This is a genomic window from Brakhagea slesvicensis (assembly GCF_052161625.1).
Taxonomy (GTDB): domain Bacteria; phylum Planctomycetota; class Planctomycetia; order Pirellulales; family Pirellulaceae; genus JBKCUI01.
Window position 1 is genome coordinate 5,314,677 of the sequence record NZ_CP197412.1, and the last position, 24,542, is coordinate 5,339,218.

A 24,542-nucleotide genomic window follows, 5' to 3' on the forward strand; every position below is an offset into this window, starting at 1 on the left:
GCCTTAAGTTGCATTACGCAACAGGCGGGATAACGCCTACTCCAATCTTTAGCCGGCTCGAAGTCTACTCTGACATCTTTGTTCAATACTCTCTCATCACGCTGGGATTGATCTTTGCTAACGCGATAATCATTGTCTTGCTGTCCAAGTATCTGCCATGCTGGCTATCAATGTATTCACATGTGGTTCATTCTTGCATAGCAGTGATGCTGCTGCTGTCGTTTTCCTGGATGCTGAACCCTCTGTTCTCTATTGGAATCGTCAAAGCAAATGCCTCAATTCCTGTTCCGAGCTCACCAAATGGACTGACGGACGAGTCGACCAAATGATATCGAACATTTGACCCGACGAGATCGGATAATCTCGCCCCGTTGCTGCCCCTAAGGCGGTGCCTACACTGACTGTCGATAGCCCCTCGTCGATCAAACACTAGTGTGTGTCCCCAGCGATCAAACACTAGTGAGTGTCCCCAGCACTGGGGACACTCATCAGAATCTGGGGACACTCACCAGGGGTGGGGGTGGCCCCCCGGAGGAGGGGGGTGGGGGCGGGTTTTGAGGGGCGCGTGGGGGATTGGAGGCCGAAGAGGGGCGAAAAACGGGTTTTGGGGCCGTTTTTGGTCAGGCGGCGCGCAGCGAGAACCCTCGTGCGGGGGGAGGTCCGCACGGAATGCCAAGAAGAAGGGGGATTGGGGGATGCTGATTCCGGTCAACGTCGACGGCAAGCGGCAAATTGCGTCGCTGGAAGCGTCGACAACCCGCCTGCGGACTGAATGACCTGCCGCTAGGTACGACCTTGGTATTGCGGACAGTAATACTGCCGCTTCGTAACGAGCGTCCTGGCTTCCTTCATGCTACGCACTCCGCCGGCCGCTAAAGAGAACATCCGGCTGAACTGGGTCGTGTAATCGATCCAGCGCGCTGGATCCATATTCAACCTCTCTAACACCGGGGGTACCTCCTCCGGTGTGAAGCCTTTCTTCCCTTCCTTGATGATCCGGGCGGTTGCATCCAACAGCTGGATGTAGCTCATCGAAGATAGGGGAACCACTCCCTTGTCACTGCACCGCTTCTGCGTCTTGCTCGGCTTGCTCCCCGCACTCCCTTTCTCATCCACTAGCTCGATCGGCGCTAAGTACGCGTCGGGCAACCGACGCTGCCACAAGACTGGATCTTCGCCTGACGAGCTGGATTGCTGGGACCCTCCCTCCTGCAAAGCCTCCGGTGGCGGAACCTCCGTTCCTAGCACTTGCGTGAGCGCGGCGATCCGCTTGGCTACCGACGTGTGCTGGGAGCCCTCCAGCGTCTTGGTAACCTGGGCTCGGATGGGATTCAAATCGACATAGCTCATGCAGCCCAAGATGGCCTCGTCATCGAGCAACCTCATCGACTTGAACCGGCCATTGAAGAACCGGCCGGTCTCTTGGAGCTCCATATTGGCTCGCTTGGCCACCCGCTGGCAAAGGATGCGCATCCACCACGAGATATCGCTGAGCCGAAGCCGGATCTCTTTGACCTTCTCTGGCTTGGTGCGGATGGCGTCAAGCTCCTTCTGGTTCGGCTCCGCCGGACTCTTGTCTTTGTTCTTTCTCTTGGGACACATCAACATCCAGCGCCTGGCGACTTCGGTGTCGTCCCACTCTTGGACGATGTCGGGGCGGGATCGCAAGACCGAGTGGAAGTGATTGCTCATGATGGCATGACCTAAGACGTCGATGCCAAAGTACTGGGCCTGTTCCTCGATTTGCTTGGTAATCCAGAGACAGCGATGGCTGTAATCTTTGCGGGTCAGAGCATCATCGCCGAGCAAGTAGTACTTGCGAACAATGGTGGCGATGGTGTGGACGGTCGCGACTTCATCGGGACGGTAGATATCGGCGCGGGCGGTGCGCATGATCTGAATTCCTTGGGCGAAAGGGAAAACATCGGCAAAACAAGGGGCGATTCATTCGGATTGCCGTGCACGATCCTGTGCGAGCGATCTATTGGAGCGTCTTGAGATCCCACCTACAAGAGTGGGGAAGAGGTGCCAGCAGGAAATTTTTCGGAACCAAAAACTGGGGACACTCACCAGGACTGGGGACACTCACCAGGACGGGGGACACTCACCAGGACGGGGGGCGTGCCGGAGCGGAACGGTGATATAAAGATAAAACATTTTCGTTGACATTAATAACGCTATCTAACTTTAATGCTGCAACTGGCTCGAACGCCCCTTCTTCGTTTCGAGCGTATGCCCGTTTCTTACTCTCTCTCCAACGCCGGAGTTCAACATGCCTCGTTTGTTCTTGCTGTTTACGTTTTTGGTTCTTGGTATTTCCTTCGATCGCCCACAAGCTCAGGCTGCTTTTGTGGTTGGCGGTGGAGGACTTATGACCCAAGACTACGCCGATACAATCCAAAACTGGTTGGGGAATGGTGAGATTCAACTTACAAAAATCTATGCTAAACAGGGTCGGGAATCTGCTTCGCATTTTCAGGCTGCAGTGGTTGGAAAAAGCCGGACCATTACCTTAGTAGAGATATTGGACACTCAATCTGCAACGGCCTTCTCTCCCAATTCACCCAGCGGAAAAACCATTTCGCTGAGTCACCAAGTGGTTGGTGGCTACAATCCGAATGTCTGGAAATTTGATAATATCCCAACTTACTCATCAGGGGCCTCAGATAAGACCGCGTTCCTATTCAACTTGAACTCCGGTGAGAAGTTTTCTCAATTGTCCAGTTATTTTGGAGACCTGCAGACTCCGAATCGCATTGATTACGGACCGGCGTTCGGATTTGAAGACTTAGTGATTGACATCTCCCTCACAGGTGGAAATGCGAAGGGATACGCTTACGGATTAGTCCCATCGGTCGACGACCGTCGATCGATTGTCATGACGAATGAGAGCGATGAGAACTTGGTCACCGGAGTCACGGGCTTTGCCATCGGTGCGATCGAAGTTTATTCGATTTCGAGCATCGCGGCGGTGCCCGAGCCAGCGACGATGGTCTTGTGGGGACTGGGGGCGATCGGATTGGGAGCGGTTCAAAAGAAAATGAGACGCCGCGTTTCTAGGGACCAGAGCCGACGCGAGCCATCTCATTAGGATGGGTAATACTAAGACTGAAGCCAAGTCCAATCGAGGTTCTGCGGTTTGACTCGCAGAGCGGTCTCAACCTGTTGTTGTGCCTTTCGCCCTCAAGCCGAAGGTACGTCGGGTAAGGGAAGTGTTGCGTTCGCTCCTCTCCCATTCCACTCCCTCCGGAAGCTCCAATTCACTCCCGACTTCCGCGAAAGAGGTGCGATCGCGGGATGGGGGGGAAAGCCACCGATGCCGCCTTGGCGTGCAATGCATCGGTATACCTCAAGCTCCTCCCCGAAGGCAATGATCTTTGGTTCTCCAACGATCGTTCCGTCGCAGCCTTTTCAGGCCACCCTCTTGACTTTAGCTCTTTCCGGGAAAATTTCGTAGAATTTTGGGCACGTTACCGGCACGATTGCTGCTAAAGGCATTACCATGACTATCCCTACAATCCGGTACGCTCCCGGAACGCAGGGATTGGATTGCGGGGCCTTTTGAGACATCGATCGGATCGATGACTCCCAGCGACGGCTAAGGAATGAGGATCGGCAGGATTGCTCCTTCTTGGCGGTCGTCGGCAGGTTGGGGGCCCGGAAGTTCATTGTGTTGGCTACACCCTTTCTAACGCTTTTTGCTTGAGAGCTCCCCGCTGCCAATTAGTATGGGAGCGTTGATCTCTGGTGAGTACCGAGCGTTCGAAACGATAGAGGCGTCCAGATGGTACGGTGGATTAGTGTGTTTTTGTTGGGCTTCGTCGCTGTTCAGGCGGCTGAGGTTCAGGCTGGAATGTTATCGGACACGAAATCGCAGGTTGGGGTGAGTGTTCCCCTGGGAGGTTCCCAGTCGCTTGCCTTCGTAAACACGTTCGATTTCTCGAGCTCGTACGGTCCTTCGCAGAGCCAAATCACATCTTTGTCGCTCCGCGGTTGGATTGGGTTTGGCAGTCAAAACACTGCCCTTGCGTTTCCGAAGCTGTTGATCACTGCAAAGGGTGCGAACCCGCTCTCCGATCTGATTGCCGCCACGCCCCTCTTGATCGACATGAACATGCCTTCGTACGCTGCCAATCAAAGCTCGATAAACGAGTTTGAAACCGGTTTTGTCAGCCTTTCTGCAAACCAGAGCACCGCTCTCTCCGGTCTCTTGGCGGCTTCGCCGACCCGGGAGATCAGCGTTTTTATGTACAGTGGTTCGAGCAATTCGCTTTTCGCTCCCTCGTTCACTCAAACGCTGCAGCTTTTCCCGTTTGCAGTGGTCACCACCCATTACACCTCCACGATGAGGCTCGTCGCTGTTCCTGAGCCCTTTACAGCGTTGTCGTTGGGATTGGGTGCTCTTTCGTTCGGGGTCTTCCGCAGTCGCTTTCGCCGTCGAGTCACGTCATGAGAAGTCTTTTGGTTTTGGTTGCACTAGTCGGGCTCCTTTTTGTGGGACGTCCAGTTCAAGCTGATATTTTGTTGAGTTTCCGCCAGCAAGATGGTTCGATCACGGAAACGACTGGGAATCAACGAGCCGTTTATCTTGGTCGTTTCGAGTTTGGTGCACCGGCGACAGCTCCCCTGGCAGGAATCTGGGCGGGTGCGACCCTAGCATCTGCCAACAATGTTCGCCTTTATTTCGGGTTGGGAAATTCGTCCTTTGCTGGCAACTCGACCATGATTGACACGGGGATTGTGTTCAATCAAGCGTCGATCAATCCGACTTTTGTCAGTGCCCCTGGTCTGCCATCCATATTTGGTGGTCCTGGAACAGATCCATTGGCATTGTCGAATTCGGCAGGCGTCGCTTTGCAGCAGCATCTCATCAATTCTGCGAGTTTGAGTACGCCCAACGGGTATTTGGACGGTTGGTTGGTCAGCACCGAGGCAGGTTCAACTTTCACCGCGCCTTCCGTTAGCAATCCTCTTTCTCCCAACCCGACCCCGTTGAACGCTTTCGTTGGATTCTCAGCTGTCCCTGAGCCAGGATCGCTTGCACTGCTGGGCGTTGCTGCCGCTGGCGGACTCGCAGCAGCCTGGCGTCGCCGCAGAAAGTAGCACATTTTCCCCGAAGCGATGGTTCGATCCCGTCGCAAGTTGTCGAGAGAAAGTGATTAGAAGAAGAGCTTGCTGAAGTCGTGGAGGCCCCGCGAAAGTTGGGGCTAGTACGATTCCTTCTCGGCGAGCTAGCTCCGCGCGGACGATAAGAGCAACTTATTGCAGTCGCAGAGGAGCCCGAACTAGCCACGCCCCCATCTCCCGACGCTGATTCTTAGGAAAATTGGGAGGTTTTTGGCGCCAAATCTTTACTTGGCGAGCTTTTGGGTTGTACTTATTCTTCCCCCGCCGGTTTTGCATTCGCCCCAACCCTGTTTTTATTGAGCCCAAGCCCTTCATGTCCATTTTGCCCGCTGAAGACGCCGTCGAGCCCGCCTCGGCGTCCACCCAACCTATCGCGAGTTCCACTTTTGTAGCTCCCGCTAAGGACACAGCCGATTCGATGTCCGGGATAGGGAATGGACGGACTATTGGATTGTCCGCCGCAATACCATCCTCAGGATCTGAGATCGGTTCGGTGAGCAGTTGGTTTTGGAAAGGCATTTTTCTGGCGCTGGGAGCGTGCGTCATTGTCTACTGGGACAGTTTCTCTTGGATGGCCCAGACCTGGCTTACCGATTCGGATTATTCGCACGGCTTTTTTGTTGCTCCATTTGCCGTTTATGTTTGGTCGATGCGGAAGCAGTCGTTGGCTGCGGTGCGTGAGGTGAAGGAGAATTCGACTCGGTCGATAGCCGTAGGCATTGGGTTGATGGCAGCGGCGCTCGCATTGCGAGCTTTGTTTCGCTACGTGCGAATGGAAACACCGGAGGCACTCACCTTTCTGATGTTTGTTCTGGGAGGACTCGTCCTTTATTTCGGCACCCGATCCATTCCTATCGTCTTCTCTGGGGTCCTTTTCCTTGTATTCATGGTGCCATTGCCCGGCAGTTTGGCTTCACAGTTGAGTGGCGTTCTCCAAAATGTCGCGACACAAGTAAGTACTTTTGCATTTCAAACGATTGGGATCCCGGCCTTCGCGCAAGGGAACGTTATTTCGTTGACGACAGGGCAAATCGGAGTGGCAGAAGCGTGTAGCGGCATCCGGATGCTGTACTCCTTTTTTGCACTGACGTTTGGCGCCTGTTTGATTATGGAGCGGACGCTTCTGGAGAAGGTCGTAATAAGCGCCCTTGCGCCGATTCTAGCGGTGGCAGCAAACTGCTTACGCATTATTGCGACGGGGGTCGCCTTTGAGTACGGGGACCCCAAATCGGCTGAGCACTTTTTTCACGACATCGCCGGCTGGTTCATGATGCCGGTGGGGTTTGCGTTGCTGCTTGGGGTGCTTGCGATATTGGATCGGGTGTTAGAAGTGGACCCACCGATGGTCGAAACGTCCCGCAGCTAGGCTTTTGTTGCTGGGAGATTCCCGGCTCGTCAAGTATACTTGCTTTCGATCCTTGCTGGGGCAGGGACGGCTCTAGCCCCGCTGCACTCGACGCCCCTTTTTCGCGACCAGGTTTTTATGATTTCTTCGAACGCCGACGATATGGACCGTATCCCGTACCCTCCCTCTCACGGAACCACTTCCAACGGGTACGGGCCACCTGCTGGTTACGGTCAGAGAGCGTTGGAGAATCGGGACGACGAGGAGGAGAGTTCCGGGATACAAAATCTGGCTTCTCTTCTATCTGCTATTCGCAGGGCTTGGCGAGTCGCATTACCCCTTGCAGTGCTCTTTTGTGTCGCGGGTGCCGCTGCGGCTTGGTTTGTCTTCACTCCAAAATTCGCGGCATCGGCCTATTTGCGAATCGATGCCGACAATCGCCCATTGATCTTTAAGACGGCGGACGAAGCGGCTTCGAGGGCGAGCGACTTCAAGTTGTATAAGAACACACACCAGCAGCTGCTCATTACGCCGTTCGTATTGAATGCGGCCTTGCGAAACGACGAACTCAAAGCGTTGCCAGAGATCACAACTCAACCCGACCCGATATTCTGGCTGCAGAAGAATTTGCTCGTCAAGTATCCCGGCGATGGGGAGATCATGCAGATCACCTTGGAGACCGAGTCACCAACCGCTTGTGTGAAGATCATCAATGGGGTTGTTGATGCGTTCATGCAGGAGGTGGTCATGAACGAGCGGAACGACCGGCTTACCCGATTGAATAATTTGGAGCGTGTGTACGCCGAGGCCGAAGTGAAGGTTCGGAACAAGCGGAGCGAGCTCAAATCCTTGGCAAGTTCGTTGGGGACCAGCGATACCGAATCGTTGACCGTCGCCCAGCAAGCGGCCTTGCAGCAATTTGGCAGCATGCAGGAGAAGCTTGGAGAAGTCCAGTTTCAGCTCATGCAAGCCGAGGGAGAGTTGAAAGTTGCCAAAGAGCATGAAGTCGCCGGAGCGGTTGCCAGTGAAGAGAAGGCACCGGTGGACTTGAACCAAGCGGAGTTGGATCGATTGATCGCTTTGGCAGAGCGAGGACCCGAGATTCGGCAACTGGAAGAAGACATTGCCCTTTCGAAAGCGAAGTTAGCCTCGTTCAATTCGAATTTTGGACCATCCCACCCCGCGATGAAGGGATTGTTGGGAGAGATCAAGACCAAAGAGGCCATGTTGCAGCAGCGTCGACGGGAGGCAAAGACCCGGACCGAGATCGATTACGAGAACAAAGCGGAGTTGGCTGCGAATAAGTCATTCCAGAGCAAGTACGATCTTGCTGGGATGACCGCACGGGTCGAAACGCTGAAGAATCAAGAAAAGATCATGCAGGAGAAGGTTGATCAGATGGCGGTCGAGACCCGTCAGCTGGGCAAATCGTCCATCGACGTCGAGTTGATGCGATCGGAAATCGAGGGATTGGAAGAGGTTCTTCGTCGGGTTGGCGAGGAGATCGAGCGGACGTCCATTGAGTTAAAGACTTCTTCGCGAATCAAGTTATTGAGTTCGGCGGTCACGGCAACGCCTCCGGACCAACTCAAACGATATATACGGATTGTGGCCGTAAGTGGGGCGGGGTTCTTTGCACCTTTCTTTTTGCTCGCTATTTGGGACTTGAGCAAACGGCACGTCAATAATGCTGACAGCGTATCGCAAGAGTTGTCAATGCCCATCATCGGATCATTGCCGCGCGTATCCTCGAAGACGCTCCGGGATCAAGTAGAAGTCGACTTCACCGAAGAATCGATGGAACGAGAGCGGCATCGATCCGAAGTCGAGTTAGCCGAATCCGTCGATTCGTTATCGTCGATGTTGATGCGAGGAGCATCGATTCAAGGCAAAAAGGCTTACATGGTCAGCAGTGCCAAGCCAGGGGAAGGAAAGTCGACCGTTTCTTGTTTGCTCGCAAAGAGTTTAGCGAGGGCAGGGAAGCGTGTGGCATTGGTCGATTTCGATTTGCGACGTCCCAGCGTGCACGAGTATATGAATTTGCAAGCGGAACCCGGTGTGACCGAGGTGTTGTTGGGAGTGAAGACACCGAAAGAGGTTGTGCAAAAGACTGAAGTCACTGGATTGGATGTGATCACGGCGGGGCATTGGTTTGGGAATTTGCAGGAGAGATGCAACGCCGGAGCTGTCGCCGAGTTTTTCCAAAAGCTGCGCAGCGACTACGATTTGGTCATCGTCGATTCCGGACCGGTGTTACCGATTCACGATTCGCTATTGATGAGCGTGTATGTGGATGGCGTCGTCATGACCGTCATCCGGGACAGGTCCCGGTTGAACGAACTCAAGAAAGCTTGCGAGCGACTGAAAAACTACGGCGCCACGATTGTGGGGACCGTGATTATCGGCGAGAAGCGACCGGGCTATTACGGCTACTATCGTGGCTACTCGCGCCCCCGCAGCACGAGCGCCCAGCTCCTGACGTCCAAGTAATCCCAGCCGCCGATATTCACGTCAATCGCTGATTCTCTGAGCAATGAACTTGGAGCGGAGAGCGATTTGGCAAGAGCCGAGTGTTTGGTGTTAAGGTCGCGATTAAACAGCGTCAAATACGAAGTGCTCCGCTTTGTATTCATCGTTTTCACTCCCGAACCAAGAACTACGAACCAAGAACTACGAACAACCTCGATGAAACCAACCCTGCTTGTCCTTTTTGTGGTGGTCGCATTGGCTGGCGTCAGTGTGCGGCAGATTCAATCTTGGTTTTCGCCACGTTTTGAAGCTCAGTCGATTGAGTTGTCCAAGATCCGTTATCAGCTTGGGGTGTGGTCAGGGGAAGAGGTACCGATTGCGGACGAGACCGTGAAAGTGTTGGATGCAAAGGAGCACTTCAACAGAATTTACAACAGTCCCGAGGGCAAGACCGTTTTGTTTCATGCGGCGGTTTGGGACAGTCCCGTTCACTTTTTTGTGGCCCCGCATCATCCTGAGGTTTGTTATCAGGCGGCGGGTTGGAAGCCGGTGGAGCGGAGTACGCGGGGGATTCAGTTGGCTGATGGTAGAGAGATCCCACTGGAGTACATCGTGTTCGAGCGTGGTCCGCAGCGCGTCGTGACTGCTCACGTATTTCGGGCGGGCGATTTGTTTTACACCAATTCGAAGGATTTTTCATCGCAGTCGAAGCGATTCTGGGGTCGTCAAGGCTGGCCCCAGTCGGTGAAGTATTTGTTCCAAGTAAACGGCGGGGATATTTCGGAGGCAGAGCGTGCTTTTGACAAGCTCGTTGCGCTCGTTTTGTCGTAAGCGATCGGTCTCACTCAAATTAAGCCATCGCAGATTATAAGAATTGGTAAAGCACCGTAAGGTTATAGTCGGCGTGTCGGAATGCAGGTTCAATATCGGAAGGACGTATACTGCAGGATACCGTGCATACCGTGCATACGGGGCATCGTGGCTTTTGCGCCCTCCGATCGCGAGATAAATTTCCTACGGCAGATTTTTTCCGCTTTTGATATCTTGGTAGTTGACTTTAGAAGTGCACCAAGTACCGTGACAAGAGTCCCCATTTCCACGTCCTTTTAAGGTCAATTCATGAAGTGCTTCAAGTTGATAGCGAGCTTGGTATTTGCGGTCGCAATTCAAGCCAATTCGTTTGGTTCGTTTGTTTCCTCTTCGAGCAATGTTCTTTGGCAAGAAGTTGGGGTTTTTACCCAATCGAATGTTGCCGTGAATCTCCGCAATGCGAATGGAGACATGGTGACAACTCGGACAGACAGCTTGGGGGTGACCTCCTACGCTGGAGCTAGTCCAACTTCTGGGTCGGTCTACGCGACAACATTGTCGGGCACTTATCGAGCGTTCTTAGTAGCACCTACCGTCAACAACGCACCCTTCTCGATTACATTTAGCGGTGTTTCGGTGCTCGGTTTGGTCGCCTCGAATGGTTGGACAGCAGACGGTGGCACGATGGCCGTCAACGTTTGGGGTACACACTCTTACATGAGTGCTGATTTGCAGGCAGCGCTGGGATCGATGGGTTTCTCAAGCCCAGCGACACGCGTTGCAAGCTTGCTTGGATCGGGGAGCAACGGTGTTGAGATCCATCAAGGCGGTCAGGGCAGCGGTTCGTTGGGCTCTGCCAACCCAGATGGGTTAAACGCGATTGGATCATCGGTTACCGGTGAGGTGAACGCCATTCAGACAGGGGCAAATGAGCTGTTCATGGTTTTGGTTCAGGTTCCAGAACCAGCGACCATGTCTCTCTGGGGAATTGGCGCAGTCGGACTTGCTGCGTTCCGATTCCGTCGTAAAAGTAACTGAAACCTTCGCTAGGTTTTTCAATTCACTACAAAAAGAGCCGGGTTTTAGCTCGGTTCTTTTCGTTTTAATGGTCATCGAATCGTTGTTGCAACTCCACGTCGAATCAAAGCCGTTTTTTAAGATTTATTCCGCAAAGTCGTTGACATCGGACCGCCCCTTCTTTACCATCAGCAACTATCGGTTGGTTGAAAGTTTTCCAATCCGTTGCGTCCATTGTCCCCGAGAGTTAGATCATGAAGTTGTTGACCGGGTTTTTAGTTGCTGCTATCGCCGTAGTCGTTGGTGGAACCTCCCACGGTGCATTTGTTAGTGGCGGTAGCAATTACATTGCAAAAGAAATTGGGACTTTCACCCAACAAGTGGTTGTGAATGAGTTTTTAGGTGATGGGAGATTGGCAACCTCGACTACGCTCGGCGTAGTGTCAGGCGTCCTTTCAGGTACCTCGGCTGCAAGTTATACCGATTCGTTGGGCACCAAAACCTTCAAGATGGTGTTGATTGCACCCACAGCTAGTACCTTCAGCTTCAGCACCACCGGCTCTGTCCTGGGTGTTGTTGCCTCTACAGGCTGGATGGGGAGCGCTTCATCTGCTTATGTCAATCCAGCCGATCCGATTTTCAATGTTTGGGCAAACTACAGCAACCTGATGCCGCAGATCAACACTGTTCTTGGTGTCGCGCCTACCATTTCGCCTCTTAACAATGCCTTCTTTACCGCGAACTTTGGTGCTCCTGGCGACGCTGGTCGTGGGTTTGAAATTCATGCCGGGTTGGCTGGTGGTGGAAATCCGGACTCTATGACGCGTATTGGTAATAGCTTCAGCGGAAGTGTTAACTCTCCAGGGTCTGGTTCTGGCCGAGGCGAGTTGTTCGCTGTCCTTTTTGAAGTACCCGAGCCAGCTACCATGGCGCTTTGGGGAATGGGTGCAGTAGGATTGGCTGCGTTCCGATTCCGCCGCCGCAAATAGTGCTGTTTGACAACTGTTCAAGGATTTTATGATGGCCGAGCTTTGCTCGGCTATCTTCGTTTATAGGCGAGCAACTGATTGACTAGAAGCTGATTTGAATCAATAGGAAACGGACATACGCCGGCTATTCAAATCGGAAATGACTCGCTGTCTGACATAGACATTTCTAATCCTGAACAATGCCGAAAGTATTTTTGCCCGCAATCGTGGATTATTCGTTACGACCGTTGACGGTTAGTGGAACGTCGGTTAACCTCATTTTTGCGATTTTTCCGTTGCGTTCGATTGAATCGAGTTACACATCATGAAGTTTTTGTTGGTTTTAGTTTCTGTGATTTTCGTCCTACTCACATGTGAAACTTCACGTGCCGCTTTCGTTACTTCAGCGAGTAGCAATCTCAAGTTTGCTGTTCTTTCGCCGGAAATTACGATGTCGAACTTTTTTGTGAACAAGTTCGACGGTGGGGCTCTTTTCACTTCCACAAGTAACCTTGCTGGCTCTCAGGCCTCGGGTTACACGACGACGATCGCTGGTACCAAAACGTTCAAGGCAATCGTGTTCGCACCGACGAACATTTCGGAGTTTTCTTTCTCCGTAGCTGGAAATGTCGTAGGGGTGGTCGCATCAAACAGATGGACGGGCGGCGGTGGAACGATGCTCGGTAATGTTTGGGGGCAGTTCTCGCCGTATCAAGGCGCTTTGGATAGTGCGCTCGCAAGTATTAATGTCGTCGGTGTAAACAACAGTTTTTTTAACGGTAACAGTTCTGATCAGGCAAACCGTGGATTCGAGATCCATCGGGGTAATCAAACATCGAGTGACAACCCGGACAGATTGTCGCGAATTGGAAATGCGTTCACTGGGGCTGCGAAAAACCCGACGAATTTTGTCTCAGTCAACTGGAACGCTTCCGAGCTTTTTATGGTCCTCGTCGAAGTTCCAGAGCCTGCTACGATGGCGCTTTGGGGGATGGGTGCAGTAGGTCTTGCTGCTTTCCGATTCCGTCGTCGTAAGTAAGCATTCGCATTTGATTGCGATCGATACAACAAGAAACAGCCGAGCGATGCTCGGCTGTTTTCGTTTGCAGATCGTAAATTGGAGGTGTTGGGAGGGGAAAGGTGGAGCAGCATGCGCCTTTCAGAGAAAGGTGGGAACAGAGACGCCTTTTGGAAAAAGGCTGCTACTTGCGGGTGTCCTTCGCTTACGTGGCGAGCTTGGAGTGGGGCAATTTCTTCTCGCTGCCCTCCATGCTCTCTGCTCCATGCTCTCCGCATTCTGTGGAAGTTATCTCTCCGATTGCGGGGACTGGAGTATACTAGTTCGTACCTGTTTCCCTTCGTTTAAACCCCCGGAATCGCCCCTTCATGGCTGTTCGCGTCCGCTATCGCTTTTTGCTGGGACTATTGACCGTTTCTCTCTTAACCGGCGGAGCCGTTTACGGGCTTCATCGGTACCAGCTGTACCGCAATGCGACTGCCTTTTTGACTAAGGCGCGAGCCGAGCGGGAGTCTGGAAAGATCGCCGACGCGATTACTTATTACCAGCAATTTCTGGGACTCAATCCCAACGATGCGGAAGCTCGCGCCGAATTGGCCGATATCTATCGCAGCATCGGGAACTTTGAAGGGGAATACCTCCAGCTGGAGCAGGCTCTCCGGCTCGATGGGACTTCGATTTCGCTCAAGAAAGCGATGGTCAAATCGGCGATGACCTTGGGACGGAATGCCGATGCCCGAGGATGGCTGGAAAAGGATTTGCTTCCCGTAGAGCCGGAGAATGCAGAACTCCACTGGCTTATGGGCTTGTGCGCTAATCAGCTCAATGACTTTGATCTGGCGAGATCTTCCTTTGAGAAGGCGGTATCGCTTGATCCGAAGGACCCCAAGTTTGCTGGAGCCTACGCGACGTTTCTCAGCGATCGAGTAAACCAACGAGAAGCGGGAGAGGGGGTCATGGGGAACCTCGTCGCACAGGCGCCGGATTCCTCGCTCGCTCTTCTTACGCGAGCCCAATGGCTGTTTTCCCAGTCGATGAAACTGGCGAACACCCGAGATAACACCCTGAGGCAAACGTACCTCGCGACCGCTTGGGAGGATCTATCGAAAGCCCATCAGCTGGCTCCCGAGGATGTCACTGTGTTATTGGTATGGGGAGAGGTCGCTAATGCGGCACGTCGCACGGAAGAGTTTCGACCGATCGCGATGCATGCGATGAAGGAGAACCCAGGCGTACCGGAGTTGTATACATCGCTTGCGCAGATTGAGATCCGTGCGGGGAAACCGGACGAAGCGTTGCGTATTTTGCGAGACGGCTATCGTCTGTTGGCCGGAAGCTTCGATTTGGCTTTTAATCTCGCACAACTGGAGTTGCAGTCAGGTAATCTTGAAGCGGGAAAAGCGATTTACGAGGATCTTCTCAAGCGTCAGATCGATAACGCGCCGATGCGGCTCCTCGAAGCCCGCGTCCTAGCGTCGGATGGGGAATGGCGCAAAGCGGCGGACGTTTTGGAACGCTCGCGAGCGTTGTTCGACCGGACCAAGGATTTGCTCAAGCAGGTGGACATTCTCCTGTCGGTTTGCTATCGGAATCTGGGGAATCCGGATCAAGAGATGGAGGCGCTCCGGCGAGGTGTTAGTGCCGATCCGATGTGGGAATTTGCGCGTGAATCCCTTGCTGGGGCGTTGGTTCGATCCGGGCGCATTCGCGAGGCGATTGCGGAACTGACTCAGTTGGTCAACCAACCGACCCCGTCGGTGACGTCGGTTCTGCTGCTCGCCCGTTTACAATTCATCGACGGTCTCGGACGGAATCTTTCTGGCTCGGGTTGGGATCCTCTCCGTCAGGTTCTGCAAGCGTTGGCCGCGATTCCTGAAGCCAAGGATGACTTGGTCATTTTGCAGGCCGAGTTGGATGTTGTGGAAGGGGATAAAGAGAAAGCGCGGGCCGATATTGAGAGCAGGATTGCCGAGAGCCCGAACGTGCCGGCTTTGTACCAGGCCCTCATCTCGCTCGACGTTCGCAATGAAGATTGGGATAGCGTCGACAAGCTCATCCAGCAGGCGGCCAGCAAGCTGGGAGATTCCCCAACGATTCGATTGGAACGTGCTCGGTATCTCGTCCGCCGTTATGGCAAAGAGGTTTCTCTCGAAGAGTTAGATAAGCTTTCGGTTCCAGATCCGAGTTGGAGCGAAGCGGATCAGAATCAATTGGCGGCTGGTTTCGCTGCAACGTTTTTAACGTTGGAGGATTACGCTCGGAGCAAGGTGTTGGCGGAGAAAGTCGCATCCTCTAGCGCAGGGAAAACGAATCTTTCAGTTCACCTTTTGTTGTTCGAATTGGCATTCCGGAGCGAGGACTTGGAGGGGATGCAAGCCTCTCTCGCTCGCGTTCAGACGATCGAGGGATCGGGGCCATTGTGGCGATTTGGTGAAGCCATGAGATTGTGCGTGCAAGCGGTGCAAGAAAAGAGCAACGACGCGAGCTTGATCGACCCGTTGTATGATCGCGCGTTGGAGCAGTTGGCTGAGGCGGTTGTATTACGGCCGAATTGGTCTCGCATACCTCGGCTCAAAGCGGAGATCTTCGAGCGTCGAAAGCGAACCGATTTAGCGGTCCAGAACTATTTGGAAGCGATTCGATTGGGGGAGCAGAGTCCGCAAGTCGTTTCGCGAGCGATTTTGTTGTTGTTTGAGAAGGGGCGGTATGTCGAGGCCGACGAGGTGGTCCGGAAGCTTCAGGAGCAGAAGACCCCTTTCTCCTCGGAATTGACACGGGTGGCTTCACAGGTGTCGTTGGAGCTCGAGAATTTCGACCGCGCGTTGAGTTTGGCTAACGAATGGGCCTTGCAGTCCGATCAGCAGGAAGACCACGTTTGGCTCGCGCAGATCTTGAGCATCTCTGGCAATACCGAGAAGGCATCGCAAGAGTTCGAGATTGCGATTGGAAAGGATCCAACGAATCCGTCCCCATGGATCGCGTTTATTCAGATGTTGGCTCGCAATGGAAAGGGAGCCGAGGCGGAGCAGTTGGTGACGCGTGCAGCGGAAGCCATTCGCAAAGAGGATCGGGATGATGCGCTGGCCCAGGCCTATCAATCCTTGAAGAACTTTGACAAAGCAAAGGAATACTACGACTTGGCATTGGAGGCCCGCGGGGAATCTGCATCGCTTCGACGTCGTTATGCCGAGTTTTATTTGAATCAAAACGATCCCGCCAAAGCGGAAAGTTCGTTGCAATTTCTGGTAACAGGGGGTGACTCGGTTCCCGAGGAAGATCGATCGTGGGCACGTCGTTCACTCGCGCTGCTCAGCGGATTGCGTGGTGGTGACGAGAACGTTCAACGTGCGAAAGACTTGCTGGGCGAGAATAAAAAGAGCGCGGTGGACCCGCTTGCCGATGATCGAGTTCTCGCAGCCATCCTAGCGAACCAAGCCAAGCAGGAGAACCAGTTAGAAGCCATACGCATCATGGAACGAGTTGCCCGCGAGTCCCCGAAGTTTTCCCGGATCGACAATTTCTTGCTGGCAGATCTTTATAAACGTTCGGGCGAGTGGGCGAAATACACACGCACGATGCGAAGTGTATTAGCTAACGGCGGTGCCGAGGATGCTGAGACGGTTCAAAGCTATGCGCAGTCATTGGTGGATCATGGGGATTTGGAAGAGGGACAACTTTGGTTTGACCGATTGAAGGCGCTTGCACCCCAGGAGCTTTCTACTGCAACCATCGAAGCCCAATTGTATTTTCAGTCGAAGGATTACGATCGATTGGCGAAGTTGATTGAGTCGCGAGGCAAGTCGAGCGATGGTCTAGGATGGGGAGCCGAGCTATCGGAGTTAGCGCTACGAAGGCTGACATCGGAAGGTAACAGAGCGCTGCTTCCTCGTTTCGAGAAGCTCTACGATGATTTCTGGACGGCATTCGCCCTTGAGTCGGATCGTAATCGATTTGTGTTCGCTTGCTCGCTCTGTCGCCGCGGCAAGGTGGAGGAATCGATCGAGCAGTTGAAGGGAATGTCCCTAACTGCAGATCAGTTAAATGATTGGGTACAGTCAGGTTTACAAGCCTCTGCATTTGATGACGAGAAGATTCCCCAGGTGATTGCGTTTGTTCAAGCAGCGATCCCTTCTGGGAATACCAGTCCCTTGCCTTTTGTCGCTCTAGGGGATCTATGGAGTTGGGTGCGAAATGGTCGTGAAGCGTCCGTTGCTTATCAGGCGGCGTTGAAGCTGGATCCTAATCAGCTAATTGCACTCAACAATTTAGCCATGGTCAATGCGATGACCGGAGGAGATTTGGAGCTATCGAATCGATCGGTCGATCAAGCGGTGAAGTTGATCGGGGAGACGGAGTTCCTGCTCGATACGCGGGGGCTCGTCCATCTTGCTGCCAAGCGATATGCGGAAGCCGAGGTAGATTTCAGAAAGTCGATGCAATTGGTCCCACGTGGGGACAAGAATTTCCATCTCGCGCAAGCTTTGCTAGGCCTTGGTCGCCGCGAAGATGCGAAGTCCGAATTTGCTAAAGCGGTAGCGGCAGGGGCGAGTGATAGTTCGCTTCACCCCTTGGAACGCGATGTTTTCCGTGAACTCTCGAAGGTATTGAGGTAGTCGTGATTGTATTGCTCGGAGGATCGGGGTATGTAGGGCATGCGTTTCAGGAGGAACTGAATCGTCGCGGCATCCCCCATGTGGCGCCGCGGCGGGTCGAGTGCGATTATTACGACAGTTCGAAACTAGCTCGGCTGCTCCGCGACTCCGGTGCCGAGTATCTCGTCAATTGCGCTGGATTCACAGGTAAGCCAAACGTAGACGCTTGTGAAACGCAGAAGACCGAATGTTTGAACGGGAATGCCATTCTGGTTGGTCGAATTCGCGAAGCATGCGAGTCAGCCGGGATTCCTTGGGGGCACGTATCGAGCGGTTGCATATTCACGGGACGACGACCCGATGGAAATGGGTTCGATGAATCCGATGCACCGAACTTCAGTTTTCGCACGAACAACTGCAGTTTTTATTCGGGTACCAAGGCTTTAGGGGAGGAGATCCTTTCCGATTGCGAGACCTGTCACGTATGGCGATTACGAATACCGTTCGATCATCGAGATTCCTCTCGGAATTACTTGTCCAAACTGATGCGGTATCAGCGATTGTTGGACGCTGAAAACAGCTTGTCCCATCTAGGGGATTTCGTTTCCGCATGCCTGGATTGTTGGCTTCAGAAGGTCCCGTTTGGAATCTACAACACCACCAACACCGGCTTTGTGACCACGCGGCAAGTGGTGGAATTGATCCAAGAGCATTTGCGTCCAGACCGCCATTTCGACTTCTTTGAGTCAGAGGAGGAGTTCATGGCAAAAGCTGCTGCAACACCTCGCTCGAATTGCGTGCTCGACAATTCGAAGCTGGTGCAGGCTGGGGTTGCGATGCGGCCCGTGGAAGTCGCGATCGTCGACTCGCTCCGAAAGTGGGATGAAGAGCGACGAGGATAGGCGACTTGTGCTCCGTGCTCTATGCTCCGTGCTCCGTGCTAATTGAGTCCGAGGCGTTCTTGTCGGTAGACACCGGAGGTAACGCGATCGACCCAGGAACCGTTTTCTAAATACCAGGCAATCGTGCTGCGAAGTCCCTCGTCGAAAGTGACGGACGGGCTCCAGCCGAGTTCTGTGTTGATTTTCGTAAAGTCGATGGCATATCGCTGATCATGTCCGGGCCGATCCTTGACAAACGTGATGAGATCTCGGCGATGGAGGCCATCCACGGGCTTCATTTCATCGAGCAGATCGCACACAAGCTCGACGACCTCGATGTTCTTCTTCTCGCTATTTCCACCGACGTTATAGGTCTCGCCAACTCGTCCCGACTGGAGAACCGCATGGATCGCGCGGCAATGGTCATCGACATAGAGCCAGTCTCGCACGTTTTGTCCATTCCCGTAGACCGGTAATGGTTTTTGGTTCAGTGCGTTTTGGATAATGAGAGGGATGAGCTTTTCGGGAAATTGATAGGGGCCATAGTTGTTCGAGCAGTTGGTGATCAGCGTGGGAAGGCCATAGGTCTCCCGGTAGGCTCGCACGAACATATCCGAAGCCGCCTTCGAGGCCGAATAGGGGGAATTGGGTGCATAGGGTGTCGTCTCGACGAAGGCACCCGTCTCGCCAAGTGACCCGAACACCTCATCGGTTGAAACGTGCAGGAAGCGAAATGAGTCGCGATCGGCTGGCGCGAGTTCGCGGTAATACCCCAAGCAAGATTGGAGGAGTTCAAATGTTCCTACAACGTTGGTTTGAACAAATGCTCCGGGGCCATCTATGGATCGGTCCACGTGTGATTCGGCGGCGAAGTTCACAATTGCAGTCGGTCGATGCTTGCGCAGTAACTGAGAAACGAGTTCCCGATCCCTTATGTCCCCATGAACAAAATGGTGGTGCTCGTGTTTTGCTGGGAGAGAGTCAAGATTTCCTGCATAGGTGAGAGCATCCAGATTGACCACGATGCTGTCGTTGGCTGCAAGGCGTTGTCGGACGTAACAGCTACCGATGAAACCTGCTCCACCGGTGACGAGAATAGTATTCAACATGGGGGTCTTTCCATCATTTGGACGGTTCGTGCAACACGAAAGAATCGCGAGCAGGTAAGGATCTGTTTTTCGAAGTGTTCAACGTGAGAAGGCTGTGGGCAGCAGATCAGGACTCAACCAGCAACTGCAGCAAATACTTCTTCAATTCTGGAGGAGAAGCGTTCGCGTTGAGTTCAAGCTGCTCTCGGTTGATGAAGCCTTGCATAAATGCGATTTCTTCGAGGCAACCAATCTTGAGTCCTTGTCGCTCTTCGATTGTCTGCACAAAGTTACCGGCTTGTAAAAGTGAATTATGGGTCCCGGTATCTAGCCAAGCGAAACCGCGGCTGAGCTGTTCGACATACAAATTCCCATCTGCCAAATACTTTCTGTTGACGTCGGTGATCTCCAGTTCACCACGTGGTGAGGGGGCGAGATTCTTTGCGATTCGCACCACAGTATTGTCGTAGAAGTAGAGTCCCGGAACGGCGAAGCGCGATTTAGGGGACTTCGGTTTTTCTTCGATCGAAATCGCTTTTCCTGCAGCGTCAAATTCGATAACCCCGTAGCGCTCTGGATCGCTGACGGGATAGGCAAAGATGGTCGCACCCGATTCACGATTGACGGCAGCGGCTAGCGTTCGGGTGAATCCGAAACCATAGAAAATATTGTCACCGAGGACCAATGCAACGCGATCGGATCCGATGAAGGATTCCCCGATGATGAAGGCCTCCGCTAGCCCCTTCGGCGCTTGCTGAACGGCGTAGTGGAATCTCACGCCAAGATGGGATCCGTCTCCGAGCAGCCGCTCAAAGAGGGGGAGATCGTGGGGGGTGGAGATGATCAGTATGTCGCGTATGCCTGCAAGCATTAATACCGAGATAGGGTAGTGAACCATCGGTTTGTCATAAACCGGGAGCAGTTGCTTACTGACTGCCTTCGTGATGGGGTGGAGCCTTGTTCCAGACCCACCGGCTAGCACGATACCCTTCATGGAGTTTTCCTCTGTTATGGAGCGTTGGAACGGGCGATTTGGATTTTGCAAGTCCGCGTTGAATGGCGCCGAACTGCGTCTGTATGAAGGACAATTCGAAACCGTATTCGAATATCATCCCTAATCGCGAGGATGCAATCAGAATTGTTTGCATTCTGCCGAGGCTGAAGAAGCTTCATAGTGGGTATCGCCCGATTCTTCGGAAGATCCGTTACAGTCGGCGCAGCAGGAACAAAAGTGGAATGTTACGGGCTGGGAGGAATTAGCTACTGTTGGATGGCTGGGGGCGGCTTGATTGCTTGGAAGCGAGAGCGAATGGTAGCGGGGGTGCCAAGCGTGAAGTACGCGATATAAGTGAATCGCAAACCAGGTCGAAGTGAGAACGTTCTTAAGGGCGCTATGTAGGAGCAATCGGATCCTGACCCGCCTTGATAGCGATAACATGTCGCTTCGCTGCATCCCGGAACGTAGACTCCCAAACCTTGGCCGCTATCGTCCACGTAAGCGGCCCACGATTCCGAAAGCTTGATCGACTCATTCGGCCAGCCCGGAATACGGTGCTTGAGCTCGCCACCCGACCAAGCGTCGTTCCCTTCATAGTAGAACAAACGGTTGTACCGAGGTTCCACAAAGACCGCAGGTGTCTCTTGATGCCTGGCTGCGTGGACCGTTTCACCTTTGTATTCGAAGGCGAAAAGGATTCGAACGATGGGGCCTTCAAGTTGGATGGTTTGTTCCATCATGCACTCCTCCAGCAGTTCACCTGTGGCCCAGTGCCGAGGAGCGGTTTTCGTGTAGATCTCGCGATCTGTCGTCCGGAATTCCAATACATTGGACGCGGTGCCTCGATAATCTCCACCTTGAACCGGATTGAAACGCCAGGGTTGCTTCACCCATTTCGAGCCATCTTCATCACCATAGTAGGACTGCTGTACGAGTCGACCGTGGTCGTAATGGTTCAGCACATTGTCATCGCTGCCATGCGACGAAAGGTACGCCATGGCTCCGCCGTGGGAGCGCAAGACCCCGACTTTGATGTCGTTGTTCTCGAGATAGACCCAGTCCTTGGTAGGAGCCTCTGTTGCTACTTCTTGGCCTAAGAGATTTGTGGCGGCGAAAAGGAGCATGGAGCAGAGAGCATGGAGCAGAGAGCATGGAGCAGAGAGCAGAGAGCATGGGGCATGGGGCAGAGGGCATGGGGACCGGAGTTGGTTAGCCGACCGGCATGCGAGGCGCGAAGGCACTCGCGAATTATTAAGACCGCCCTCGTGACGACTTCAACCCATGACCTAGGTGTCAATCGATTAGGCCGCGTTTGAAGGCGTCGGCGATGGACTCTTCGATGCCGATCGTCCATTTGCGACCATCGGTTTCGAGTTCGATGAAGTTTGCGCCGACATCCAGCACCTTGCCACGAATCTCACCAAGCTTCAACTCATCACCTATGCGGAGTTTATGCGTCTTCCCTTCGATCAACGAATGGACCCAAGCCTCAGCTCCCTGCCGCCCAGAAACCAATCCAGTGAGTTTGGCTTGCGAAGCAATGTCGAACTTCGCGGGCTCGATACGTGGCGGAGGGGGAGGTGCTACGCGAATGGTGAGCAATTGTGCAGCCGACTTCGCTGGCAATCCAGAGTCGGTTGCGACGACTTTGACCTTGTACTCTCCCAACTCACGTCCCGTCCAATTGATTCTTCCCGATGAAGGATCAATGGCGAAACCCTCAGGTGCATCTCCTTCGATCGCATAGCTCACCGATTGATTCGGATCGGGATCCTTGGCGTCAACCGTGTGATCGACTCGCAATCCTTGGAACGCTTCTACAGACCGGGTTGCAGCCAGGGCGGGCGGCTGGTTCGGTGGAGAGAAAATGTTGCGATAGAGGATGGTCTTGTTGAATTCCTCCAGCGACTTGGCAACCAAACTGGGGTCGGACTGAAGAGGGGATTGATTCTCCTTGGCGGTCGGAATCGAAAGGACTTCGCAGTCCATGACGATTGCGAGCAAATCGGGGTTTTTGTCTCGCTGCGTACCCAATGGTCGCAAATCCAATCGATTGATGCGATGCAAAAAGGGTTTGCTGTAGAACTCATGTAGCAGGTGAGTGACATGAGACAGAGTGCCGTTGCCGCGCAATTGAAACTTGTGCGATTGGAATCCGTCTTTATCGCGTGCCTCCGCAGAGGAGGTGGCGGTATGGGTCGGATCGACCAACTTCACTTTGGTAGCCAACTCGATCAACCATCGATCGTACTCAGCACGCGCCAGCTCGCGGCTTTTCGCTGCCGAGCGCGGTGTCACTTTGTTGATGCGTTGCGTCGCGACGAGGCCACGCTGAATATCCAGATCTTGGGCCTCTTTCTTTTTGGTCAACGTATCGATCTGCGATTTCTTGATGTCAAAACCGGATTGGATGCTCGACCATACCATCTGGCCGGCGAAAAGGACGCCGATGACACCAATGCCCGCTGCTAGAAGTTTCTCTCGTTGATTCATGGTTAGTTGCCCTCCTCGGAAGTGGTGGTTCCCTCGCTTGCGCTCTGGGTTGGAGTCGGGGCTGGTGATCCCTCGATAGGGGTGGGGGTGGCGGAGGGAGTTGTTGGTGGCTCGCTTGGGCTAGGTGGAGGGGCTGCAGATCCCTCGCTAACGCTTCTGGTTGCGCTAGGGGCTGGCGATCCCTCAACAGGGGTGGGGGTAGCTTCAGCAGATCCCTCACTTACGCCTCGGGTTGGGATGGGAACGGGAGTGGACTTCCATTTGCGAGGATCTTCCACTTTTCGTCCGGCCAGACGGATGGTGAGATCGGAGGACCAAGGGTACTTGCTGGTTCGGTCTGGATTCTTGGCGATACCCGTAGCATTGATCTCGTGATCCGTGTCTCGCAGTGCGGCCTGCATTTCCGGTGCATCTTCGCTTTCTTGGAAGATGAACTTCGAAGACACGGCGGCATTGGTCCCCTTCGCGTCGAGGGCGAAGGTCGCCGATCCGAACATGGCTTGATCGGCGGGCAGCGATTTTTGGGACAAGTACTCCAGTTCCTCGAGCCACGAGTAGTTACCGGCGAGGAACGTCTCGATTTTCTTCCATTCGTTTTCTTTCTGCGTGGCCAGCTTCACAGACCCTTCATTCTGTTTGATTGCATCATTGAGCGTAGTGATTTGTTGATCGAGATCAGCGTGCGACGCGAAATACGAATAAAGCCCTGATCCGATGACCAGTACCGCCGCAGCTGCTGCCAAACCGTAGGTGAGGAACGGAACCTTTTTTTCCTCTCGTTTTCGCGGGCGCCGGAAGTCGATGAGGTGCTCGTGGTAACTAGGGGCAAACAGAGCACCAATGGCTGCAGCGTACTTGCCCGATTCGAGTCCTGACTCCCCTTTCGCCTTGGCCGAGACATCTGCTAACTCGAATGGATCGAGGCTGGTCACCGGGAGCGACAAACTATCGGTGAGGATTCGACACAACTCTTCCCGGGCGGCGATGGAGCCCCACACAACGACTTGGGTCACGCTCAGGGTGGAGAACTGCGAAGCGGCGGACAGAAGCGTTCGCTTGATCTCGGAACCGATCGTCTTGTTTCGGGACGCTTCGTCTTGATCGGCATCGAAGCGAATGGTTCGCATGAAGACGACGTTTTTGCCATCCACGATCGCCATGTCTGCTTCTTGCTGAAGCAGATCGACGAACAAAGTGACTTGATTGGCGAGCTCCGGTCTTTTGTGAAGAGCAACGGTGCTGGCGACCATCGGCCGCAAAACCAACTGCGAAAATTTGAGGCCATTATCCTCTAGTATCTTTTCCAGTCGCTCCACGCGGGCGGGATTGACGGAAGCGGCGAGCACTTCTGTCATACCATCGGGGGTCAGTCCGAGCGTGACGAAGTCGATTGGCCAGTTGTCGCCGACGCTGGCGAACTGCCGTTGTGCGGCGAAGCGAACCATGTCCGGCAATTCGTTTTTGTCGACGGTGGGGACGTGGACGGCCCGAAGTTCTACGTTGCTGCGTGCGACGCATACGATGGCGTTCCCGCCCCGGATGTTCCCCTTTTTGAGGAGGAGTTGGAGAGCCGCAATGATTTTCGGACTCTCCAAAAAATCTTCGTTGGGCCCTAGATCGAGCGGGGCCGAAAGAACTTGCTCGACCGAAACCCCTGTGAGGCCGCTCGTGCCAACCGCGATCCGCATTTCCTTTGGATCGCAGTCGATGGTAATGGTCTTGGACATTCGTATTCAG

17 protein-coding genes are annotated in these 24,542 nt (G+C 53.7%); 11 read left to right on the forward strand and 6 right to left on the reverse strand.

Annotated elements, in window-relative coordinates; all coding sequences use genetic code 11:
- Positions 1–783 precede the first annotated feature (783 nt).
- Complete coding sequence (locus SH467x_RS20250; protein ID WP_482368902.1) at positions 784–1,893, reverse strand: transposase; 1,110 nt, start codon at positions 1,891–1,893, stop codon at positions 784–786.
- 379 nt (positions 1,894–2,272) lie between these two features.
- On the opposite strand from SH467x_RS20250, the gene SH467x_RS20255 reads away from it, so the two are divergent.
- The 11 genes from SH467x_RS20255 (at position 2,273) to SH467x_RS20305 (ending at position 18,248) form a co-directional block, all read left to right on the forward strand.
- Positions 2,273–3,091 carry a PEP_CTERM-anchored TLD domain-containing protein gene (locus tag SH467x_RS20255; RefSeq protein WP_482368903.1) on the forward strand — a complete coding sequence of 273 codons (819 nt, stop codon included), beginning with the start codon at positions 2,273–2,275 and terminating at the stop codon, positions 3,089–3,091.
- A 693-nt stretch (positions 3,092–3,784) separates the two neighbouring features.
- Positions 3,785–4,453: a hypothetical protein gene (locus SH467x_RS20260; RefSeq protein ID WP_482368904.1), complete on the forward strand. Its 669-nt coding sequence runs from the start codon at positions 3,785–3,787 to the stop codon at positions 4,451–4,453.
- Complete coding sequence (locus SH467x_RS20265) at positions 4,450–5,103, forward strand: PEP-CTERM sorting domain-containing protein (RefSeq protein ID WP_482368905.1); 654 nt, start codon at positions 4,450–4,452, stop codon at positions 5,101–5,103. The genes SH467x_RS20260 and SH467x_RS20265 overlap by 4 nt, the downstream gene beginning before the upstream one ends.
- Positions 5,104–5,440: 337 nt before the next feature.
- Entirely contained in the window at positions 5,441–6,493 is a 1,053-nt protein-coding gene (locus tag SH467x_RS20270; RefSeq protein ID WP_482368906.1) for an exosortase/archaeosortase family protein, read from the forward strand.
- 117 nt (positions 6,494–6,610) lie between these two features.
- The gene (locus tag SH467x_RS20275; RefSeq protein ID WP_482368907.1) at positions 6,611–8,962 is read left to right on the forward strand and encodes an exopolysaccharide transport family protein; all 2,352 of its coding nucleotides are present in this window, start codon (positions 6,611–6,613) and stop codon (positions 8,960–8,962) included.
- 195 nt (positions 8,963–9,157) lie between these two features.
- Entirely contained in the window at positions 9,158–9,772 is a 615-nt protein-coding gene (locus SH467x_RS20280; protein ID WP_482368908.1) for an exosortase-associated EpsI family protein, read from the forward strand.
- Between the two features lie 288 nt (positions 9,773–10,060).
- A complete protein-coding gene (locus SH467x_RS20285) occupies positions 10,061–10,789 on the forward strand; it encodes a PEP-CTERM sorting domain-containing protein (protein WP_482368909.1) in 729 nt (242 codons plus the stop codon).
- 233 nt (positions 10,790–11,022) lie between these two features.
- Positions 11,023–11,757 (forward strand): PEP-CTERM sorting domain-containing protein, encoded by a 735-nt coding sequence (locus tag SH467x_RS20290; protein WP_482368910.1) that lies wholly within the window; start codon positions 11,023–11,025, stop codon positions 11,755–11,757.
- A 304-nt stretch (positions 11,758–12,061) separates the two neighbouring features.
- Positions 12,062–12,775 carry a PEP-CTERM sorting domain-containing protein gene (locus SH467x_RS20295; protein ID WP_482368911.1) on the forward strand — a complete coding sequence of 238 codons (714 nt, stop codon included), beginning with the start codon at positions 12,062–12,064 and terminating at the stop codon, positions 12,773–12,775.
- 347 nt (positions 12,776–13,122) lie between these two features.
- On the forward strand, positions 13,123–17,367 hold the full coding sequence (locus SH467x_RS20300) for a tetratricopeptide repeat protein (RefSeq protein WP_482368912.1): 4,245 nt from the start codon (positions 13,123–13,125) through the stop codon (positions 17,365–17,367).
- 2 nt (positions 17,368–17,369) lie between these two features.
- A complete protein-coding gene (locus SH467x_RS20305; protein WP_482368913.1) occupies positions 17,370–18,248 on the forward strand; it encodes a sugar nucleotide-binding protein in 879 nt (292 codons plus the stop codon).
- A gap of 38 nt (positions 18,249–18,286) precedes the next feature.
- Here the strand turns inward: SH467x_RS20305 and rfbB are convergent, their stop codons facing one another.
- The 5 genes from rfbB to pilM all read right to left on the reverse strand — a co-directional run bounded on the left by rfbB (position 18,287) and on the right by pilM (position 24,532).
- Entirely contained in the window at positions 18,287–19,336 is a 1,050-nt protein-coding gene (gene rfbB, locus SH467x_RS20310) for a dTDP-glucose 4,6-dehydratase (RefSeq protein WP_482368914.1), read from the reverse strand.
- Positions 19,337–19,442: 106 nt separating this feature from the next.
- Positions 19,443–20,309, reverse strand: a complete 867-nt coding sequence (gene rfbA, locus SH467x_RS20315) for a glucose-1-phosphate thymidylyltransferase RfbA (RefSeq protein ID WP_482368915.1) — start codon at positions 20,307–20,309, stop codon at positions 19,443–19,445.
- A gap of 266 nt (positions 20,310–20,575) precedes the next feature.
- Positions 20,576–21,436, reverse strand: a complete 861-nt coding sequence (locus tag SH467x_RS20320; protein ID WP_482368916.1) for a hypothetical protein — start codon at positions 21,434–21,436, stop codon at positions 20,576–20,578.
- A gap of 169 nt (positions 21,437–21,605) precedes the next feature.
- Positions 21,606–22,805 carry a cadherin repeat domain-containing protein gene (locus SH467x_RS20325; protein ID WP_482368917.1) on the reverse strand — a complete coding sequence of 400 codons (1,200 nt, stop codon included), beginning with the start codon at positions 22,803–22,805 and terminating at the stop codon, positions 21,606–21,608.
- Between the two features lie 2 nt (positions 22,806–22,807).
- Positions 22,808–24,532 carry a type IV pilus biogenesis protein PilM gene (pilM, locus tag SH467x_RS20330; protein ID WP_482368918.1) on the reverse strand — a complete coding sequence of 575 codons (1,725 nt, stop codon included), beginning with the start codon at positions 24,530–24,532 and terminating at the stop codon, positions 22,808–22,810.
- Between the last annotated feature and the right edge of the window lie 10 nt (positions 24,533–24,542).